This window comes from Pseudomonas proteolytica, assembly GCF_007858275.1.
GTDB lineage: Bacteria > Pseudomonadota > Gammaproteobacteria > Pseudomonadales > Pseudomonadaceae > Aquipseudomonas > Aquipseudomonas proteolytica.
Window position 1 is genome coordinate 153,858 of record NZ_VFEV01000010.1, and the last position, 6,487, is coordinate 160,344.

Here is a 6,487-nt window from a genome sequence, read left to right on the forward strand (position 1 = left end):
CGGCACCTCACGGTGCCGTTTTGCTATCCGCCCTACCTCACTTGCGCGCCGCCTCCCACGACTTGAGCAAATCGGCATAGTTCACGGTTTCACCCTTGGGTTTCTCGTTCGCCAGTTTCGGCTTCGGTGCGCCCGGCTGGTCGAACCAGTACTGGGCATCGCGCTCGGGGTTCATCTTCGGCCCGCAGATCGGCTGCACTTTGGAGCGCTCCAGGCGCGTCATGATCGCGTCCTGGTCCTTGGCCAGGCCATCCAGCGCCTGTTGCGGGGTTTTCTCGCCGCTGGCGGCTTCCGAAATGTGGCTCCACCACAGTTGGGCCAGGCGCGGATAATCCGGCACGTTGGTGCCCGTCGGTGTCCACTGCACCCGCGCCGGGCTGCGGTAGAACTCCACCAGGCCGCCGAGTTTGGGGGCTAGGTCGGTCATGGCCTGGGAGTTGATGTCGGATTCGCGGATGGGCGTCAGGCCGACGATGGTTTTTTTCAGGGAAACGGTTTTCGACGTCACGAACTGCGCGTAGAGCCAAGCCGCGAGTTTTTGTTTCTCAGGCGTGGACTTGAGGAACGTCCAGGAACCCACGTCCTGATACCCCAGCTTCATCCCCTCCTCCCAATACGGCCCGCGTGGCGACGGTGCCATGCGCCACTTCGGCGTGCCGTCGGCGTTCATCACCGGCAAGCCGGGCTTGGTCATGTCAGCGGTAAAGGCGGTATACCAGAAGATCTGCTGCGCGATGTTGCCCTGGGACGGCACCGGCCCGGACTCGGAGAAGGTCATGCCTGCCGCTTCCGGTGGCGCATAGGCGCGCATCCAGTCGACATACTTCTGCGTGGCAAATACCGCAGCCGGGCCGTTGGTGTCGCCGCCACGGGTCACGCTAGACCCCACCGGGTGGCAATCCTCGACCCGGATCCCCCACTCGTCCACCGGCAAGCCGTTGGGCAGGCCCTTGTCGCCACCACCGGCCATGGAGAACCAGGCATCGGTAAAGCGCCAACCCAGGGAAGGATCTTTCTTGCCGTAGTCCATATGGCCATACACGCGCTTGCCGTCGATTTCCTTGACGTCTTCACTGAAGAACTTGGCGATGTCCTCATAGGCCGACCAGTTCACTGGCACGCCCAGTTCATAGCCGTACTTTTCCTTGAACTTGGCCTTGAGGTCGGCGCGCTCGAACCAGTCGGCACGGAACCAGTAGAGGTTAGCGAACTGCTGGTCGGGCAACTGATAGATCTTGCCGTCCGGCGCGGTGGTAAACGAGATGCCGATAAAGTCCTTGAGGTCCAGGGTCGGCGAGGTGAAGTCCTTGCCTTCGTTGGCCATCAGGTCGGTGATGGACTCGGTCTTGCCATAGCGAAAGTGCGTGCCAATCAGGTCGGAATCGTTGACCCAACCGTCATAGATATTCTTGTCCGACTGCATCTGGGTTTGCAGTTTCTCCACCACGTCGCCTTCCTGCAGCAGGTCGTGGGTCAGCTTGATCCCGGTGATTTCACTGAAGGCCTTGGCCAGCACCTTGGATTCGTACTCGTGGGTGGTGAGGGTTTCCGACACCACATTGATCTTCATCCCACGAAACGGCTCGGCGGCCTTGATAAACCACTTCAGTTCTTCAAGCTGCTGGGCCTCCGTCAGGGTGGACGGTTTGAACTCGCTGCCGATCCACTTCTTCGCGGCATCTTCGTACGCATCGGCCCAGGCCACAGCACTCAAACCGCTGAGGGCCAAGACGGCGGCCAATGAAATGCTATGTCGCAGCTTATTGTTTTTATCGAACATAGAGACCTCCTGGTTGATTTCAGACGGGTCCGACAGAAGCCCCGCCCCGTGTAGGAGCGAGCTTGCTCGCGAAAAACCCCAAGACACCGCGTTAATCCAGACAACCTGCGTTATCGTTGACGACTTTCGCGAGCAAGCTCGCTCCTACAGGGGTATGGGGACCACCTCAGCCCCAACGCATCACAGACAACAGCCACACCACAGACAGCGCGGACGCCACCCAGATGCTCCAGCCGGTAACGCCGATCACCAGCAGATGCAGGTAGGCGCTCCCGAGAAGACCGATAAACAAGCGATCACCACGTGTCGTGCTGATCGGTAACAAACCGCGCCGGGGAATGCTCGGCGAGCGCAGTTCCCACGTGGTCATGCCTGCCAGCAACAAGGCAATTGCCGCAAAAAACAGCGCAGTCGGGGTGGTCCAGGCCATCCATTCCATCATCGTTTCCTCAGACCCGGCCCAGGGCAAAGCCCTTGGCCACATGGTTGCGAACAAACCAGATCACCAGCATGCCCGGCAGGATGGTCAGCACTCCGGCAGCCGCCAGCACGCCCCAGTCAATGCCCGACGCGGACACGGTGCGGGTCATCACGGCGGCAATCGGCTTGGCATTGACGGACGTCAGGGTGCGCGCCAGCAGCAGTTCGACCCAGGAAAACATAAAGCAGAAAAACGCCGTGACACCGATTCCCGAGCCAATCAGCGGGATAAAGATCTTCACGAAAAACTTCGGAAAGCTATAACCATCAATGTAGGCCGTTTCGTCGATCTCCTTGGGCACCCCTGACATAAAGCCTTCCAGGATCCACACCGCCAGCGGTACGTTGAACAGGCAGTGGGCCAGGGCCACGGCGATATGGGTATCGAACAGGCCAATGGACGAATACAGCTGGAAAAACGGCAACAGGAACACCGCCGGCGGCGCCATGCGATTGGTCAGCAGCCAGAAGAACAGGTGCTTGTCGCCAAGGAAGCGATAGCGCGAAAACGCGTAGGCCGCCGGTAGCGCCACGGTCAGGGAAATAACCGTGTTCAGGCTCACGTAGTACAGCGAGTTGAGATACCCGGTGTACCAACTGGGGTCGGTGAAGATCACCTTGTAGTTGGCCAAGGTGAAATCCTGCGGAAACAGCGTCAGGCCGCCGAGGATTTCGGTGTTGCTCTTGAAGGACATGTTCAACAGCCAGTAGATCGGCACCAGCAGGAACAGGATGTAGATCAGCAGCGGAATGACTTTGCGCTTGCTCATGTTGGCGGCCTCAGCGGTTGGCGTCGGAGTGGGTCATGGCGGTGTAGAACAGCCAGGACACCAACAGGATGATCAGGAAATACACCAGGGAAAACGCGGCAGCCGGGCCCAGGTCGAATTGACCGACAGCCATCTGGGTCAGGGTCTGACTGAGAAAGGTCGTCGCATTTCCCGGCCCACCGCCGGTCAGTACAAAAGGCTCGGTATAGATCATGAAACTGTCCATAAAACGCAGCATCACCGCGATCAGCAGCACGCTCTTCATCTTCGGCAGTTGGATATGTCGGAATACGGCCCAGGCCGATGCCCGATCAATCCGCGCCGCCTGGTAGTACACATCCGGTATAGCCCGCAGCCCCGAGTAGCAGAGCAGCGCCACCAGGGATGTCCAGTGCCATACATCCATCACCAGCACCGTGACCCAGGCATCCATGGTGTTGGCGGCGTAGTTGTAGTTGATGCCCATGGCATTCAGGCTCGAGCCCAGCAGGCCGATATCGGCACGGCCGAAGATCTGCCAGATGGTGCCGACGACGTTCCACGGGATCAGCAGCGGGATGGCCATCACAATCAGCACCAGGGACGACCAGCGGCCTTTGGTGGGCATGGTCAGGGCAATGGCAATACCCAGGGGGATCTCGATCAGCAACACACATGCCGAATAGATGAACTGGCGCAACAGCGAGTCATGCAGACGTGGGTCCAGCAGCACTTGTTTGTACCAGTCGGCCCCGACGAAATAGCGGCTGGACTGATCGAAAATGTCCTGCACCGAGTAGTTGACCACGGTCATCATCGGGATCACCGCACTGAACGCCACCAGCAGGAACACCGGCAACACCAGCCACCAGGCCTTGTTGTTCTGCACCTTGTTCATGGCCGCGCCTCCAGCAGGTAATCGTCGGCATACACCATCAGCCATTGCGCCGGAAAACTGATCGAGGCCCGGCCCTCGGGCACCGGTTTGTCTTCGGCCAGACGCACTTTCAACGGCGCGCCGTCGAGGTTGAGGGTCAGGATCTTGTAGGTGCCCAGGTCTTCGACATGTATGACGTCGGCTTGCAACGCGTCGGTATTGGGCTCATCCCAGACATGGATAAACTCGGGACGAATACCGACCTGGAGTTTTTTGTAGTCCTTTTCCGCGAGTTGCCACTGCTGCACCTCGGACAACGCCAGATGTGTTCCGCCAAACCGTACCCCACCTGCATCGGCCTGCACCTCAATCAGATTCATCCCCGGGCTACCGATGAAATAGCCGACAAAGGTATGACTGGGACGCTCGAACAACTCCCGCGGTGTGCCGAACTGCACAATCTGCCCGCCGTACATCACCGCTATCTTGTCGGCAAAGGTCGAGGCCTCCAATTGGTCGTGGGTGACGTAGACCATGGTGATGTTGAACTGCTCGTGGATCTGCTTGAGCTTGCGCCGCAGTTTCCACTTCAGGTGCGGATCGATCACCGTCAGCGGCTCGTCGAACAGAATCGCGGAGACGTCATCGCGCACCAGGCCACGGCCCATTGAGACCTTTTGCTTTTCATCGGCACTGAGGTTGCGGGCTTTTTTGCCCAGCAGGTTCTGCAGGTCGAGCACTTCGGCAATTTCCTGCACCTTGCTGTGCACTTTCGCCTCGGCCATCCCCTGGTTACGCAGGGGGAATGCCAGGTTATCGAACACCGTCATGGTGTCGTAGACCACCGGGAACTGGAACACCTGAGCGATATTGCGCTTTTCCGGGGTGAGGTCATTCACCACCGTGCTGTCGAACAGCACCTGGCCTTCCGAAGGGCTGAGCAAGCCGGAGATGATGTTGAGTAAGGTTGACTTGCCACAGCCCGAAGGACCGAGCAAGGCGTAGGCGCCGCCCTGCTCCCAGATGTGGTTCATTTCGCGAATGGCGTAATCTTCAGGCCCTGCAGGTGTAGGGCTGTAGCTATGCGCCAGGTTCTGCAAATGGATCTCGGCCATCAGGCAACCCTCGCGACACGACGCCCGGGGGCCTGGACCAACCGGCCCTGGCCATCGAACACAAACAGTTTATGGGTCGGAATATAGATCCGGATCGGCGCATCCACGTCGTACTCGTGGACTCCCGGCAGGTGCAGCACCAGCAAGAAATGCTCGCTGCGCACATGCAGGAAGGTTTCCGAGCCGCTGATCTCCGCCACTTCCACGGTTACCGCCAGTTCCAGGTCATCGTCGTTGCTGGGCACCAGGCTGATATGGCTGGGGCGCACGCCGAACCGGAACTCGCCCTCACCAATCGGGCGCAGGTCCACGTTCAACGGAAAGTGCACATCGTTGGCGAAACTCACTTCATTACCGCTGATACGCCCCGGCATCAGGTTGATGGGCGGTTCGGAAAACAGCTCGGCCGCCAATACCGTCTGCGGTTGGTGATAGACCTCGGCGGCCTTGCCGCTCTGGATCACCCGACCTTCGTGGAGGATGGTCGTGGTGCCGCCCAGCGCCAAGGCCTCGTTGGGCTCCGTGGTGGCATAGATGGCAATGGTGTTGCGAGCCTTGAACAGCTCGCGCATTTCCTGACGCAGCTCTTCACGCAGTTTGTAGTCCAGGTTCACCAGCGGCTCGTCGAACAGAATCAATTCGGCGTCCTTCACCAGCGCCCGGGCCATGGCCGTGCGTTGCTGCTGGCCACCGGACAGCTCCAGGGGATGACGTTGCAGGAACTTGTCGATGCGCAGCATCTTCGCGGTTTCCAGCACCTTGCTGCGGATCAGTTCGTTGGACACCCCGGCCTGGCGCAAAGGCGAGGCGATGTTCTCGAACACGGTCATGGTCGGGTAGTTGATGAACTGCTGGTACACCATTGAAACATTGCGCAAGCGCACTGGCTTGTGGGTGACATCGACGCCGTTCATCAGGATGCGCCCGTTGTCAGGCTTGTCCAGGCCGGCCATCAGGCGCATCAGGCTGGTTTTGCCAGACAGCGTACGGCCCAGCAACACATTGAAGGAGCCGGCTTCAAAGCGCAGGTTGGCGTCGTCGATCCAGGTCTGGCCTTCGACAACGCGGGTCACATGTTCCAGGGTCAATGACATGACACGCCCTTTTTCTTATTGGAATTGTTCTTCCAAGGTCAGAGCGAGTTTCGTGCCAATAACAAAAAGCATTTATTTAATAGGGACTTAGGCAGAACCGTTGCTCAGTGCTGAACAGAAATGAACATTCACAGCTGAACAATTGAACAACCGCCGGGTTGACAATGAACAGTTCTGAACAACACTGAATAAGCTCAGCAAAACCGTTCAACCTGTGGGAGCTGGCTTGCCTGCGATGGCCATAAGTATTTACACAACTTTCAGAAACTGACGAACTCCCCTGTGGCGAGCGGGCTTGCCCCGCGCTGGGCTGCGAAGCAGCCCCAAAACCAGCCGCTGCGGTGTATCTGGTACAACGCATTCGGCTTATTGGGGCTGCTTCGCAGCCCAAA

General features: G+C 58.9%; 6 protein-coding genes. All 6 read right to left on the reverse strand.

The features are described 5' to 3' along the window. Nucleotides 1-37: 37 nt before the first annotated feature. Nucleotides 38-1,780 carry an ABC transporter substrate-binding protein gene (locus FIV38_RS09905; protein WP_092239087.1) on the reverse strand — a complete coding sequence of 581 codons (1,743 nt, stop codon included), beginning with the start codon at nucleotides 1,778-1,780 and terminating at the stop codon, nucleotides 38-40. Nucleotides 1,781-1,946: 166 nt separating this feature from the next. Further along, the gene (locus FIV38_RS09910) at nucleotides 1,947-2,219 is read right to left on the reverse strand and encodes a DUF2160 domain-containing protein (RefSeq protein WP_029293327.1); all 273 of its coding nucleotides are present in this window, start codon (nucleotides 2,217-2,219) and stop codon (nucleotides 1,947-1,949) included. Nucleotides 2,220-2,229: 10 nt separating this feature from the next. Continuing rightward, the gene (locus FIV38_RS09915) at nucleotides 2,230-3,030 is read right to left on the reverse strand and encodes a carbohydrate ABC transporter permease (RefSeq protein WP_017735079.1); all 801 of its coding nucleotides are present in this window, start codon (nucleotides 3,028-3,030) and stop codon (nucleotides 2,230-2,232) included. A gap of 10 nt (nucleotides 3,031-3,040) precedes the next feature. Continuing rightward, nucleotides 3,041-3,907, reverse strand: coding sequence for a carbohydrate ABC transporter permease (locus tag FIV38_RS09920; RefSeq protein ID WP_029293322.1), 867 nt, complete (start codon nucleotides 3,905-3,907; stop codon nucleotides 3,041-3,043). Further along, on the reverse strand, nucleotides 3,904-5,001 hold the full coding sequence (locus tag FIV38_RS09925) for an ABC transporter ATP-binding protein (protein ID WP_092239083.1): 1,098 nt from the start codon (nucleotides 4,999-5,001) through the stop codon (nucleotides 3,904-3,906). The genes FIV38_RS09920 and FIV38_RS09925 overlap by 4 nt, the downstream gene beginning before the upstream one ends. Then, a complete protein-coding gene (locus FIV38_RS09930; protein WP_029293318.1) occupies nucleotides 5,001-6,095 on the reverse strand; it encodes an ABC transporter ATP-binding protein in 1,095 nt (364 codons plus the stop codon). The genes FIV38_RS09925 and FIV38_RS09930 overlap by 1 nt, the downstream gene beginning before the upstream one ends. Between the last annotated feature and the right edge of the window lie 392 nt (nucleotides 6,096-6,487).

Bases quoted from the DNA above. Each gene is read 5' to 3' on its own strand.
- FIV38_RS09915 (WP_017735079.1), bottom strand. From the start codon at position 3,030: ATGAGCAAGCGCAAAGTCATTCCGCTGCTGATCTACATCCTGTTCCTG.
- FIV38_RS09910 (WP_029293327.1), bottom strand. From the start codon at position 2,219: ATGGAATGGATGGCCTGGACCACCCCGACTGCGCTGTTTTTTGCGGCA.
- FIV38_RS09930 (WP_029293318.1), bottom strand. From the start codon at position 6,095: ATGTCATTGACCCTGGAACATGTGACCCGCGTTGTCGAAGGCCAGACC.
- FIV38_RS09925 (WP_092239083.1), bottom strand. From the start codon at position 5,001: ATGGCCGAGATCCATTTGCAGAACCTGGCGCATAGCTACAGCCCTACA.
- FIV38_RS09905 (WP_092239087.1), bottom strand. From the start codon at position 1,780: ATGTTCGATAAAAACAATAAGCTGCGACATAGCATTTCATTGGCCGCC.
- FIV38_RS09920 (WP_029293322.1), bottom strand. From the start codon at position 3,907: ATGAACAAGGTGCAGAACAACAAGGCCTGGTGGCTGGTGTTGCCGGTG.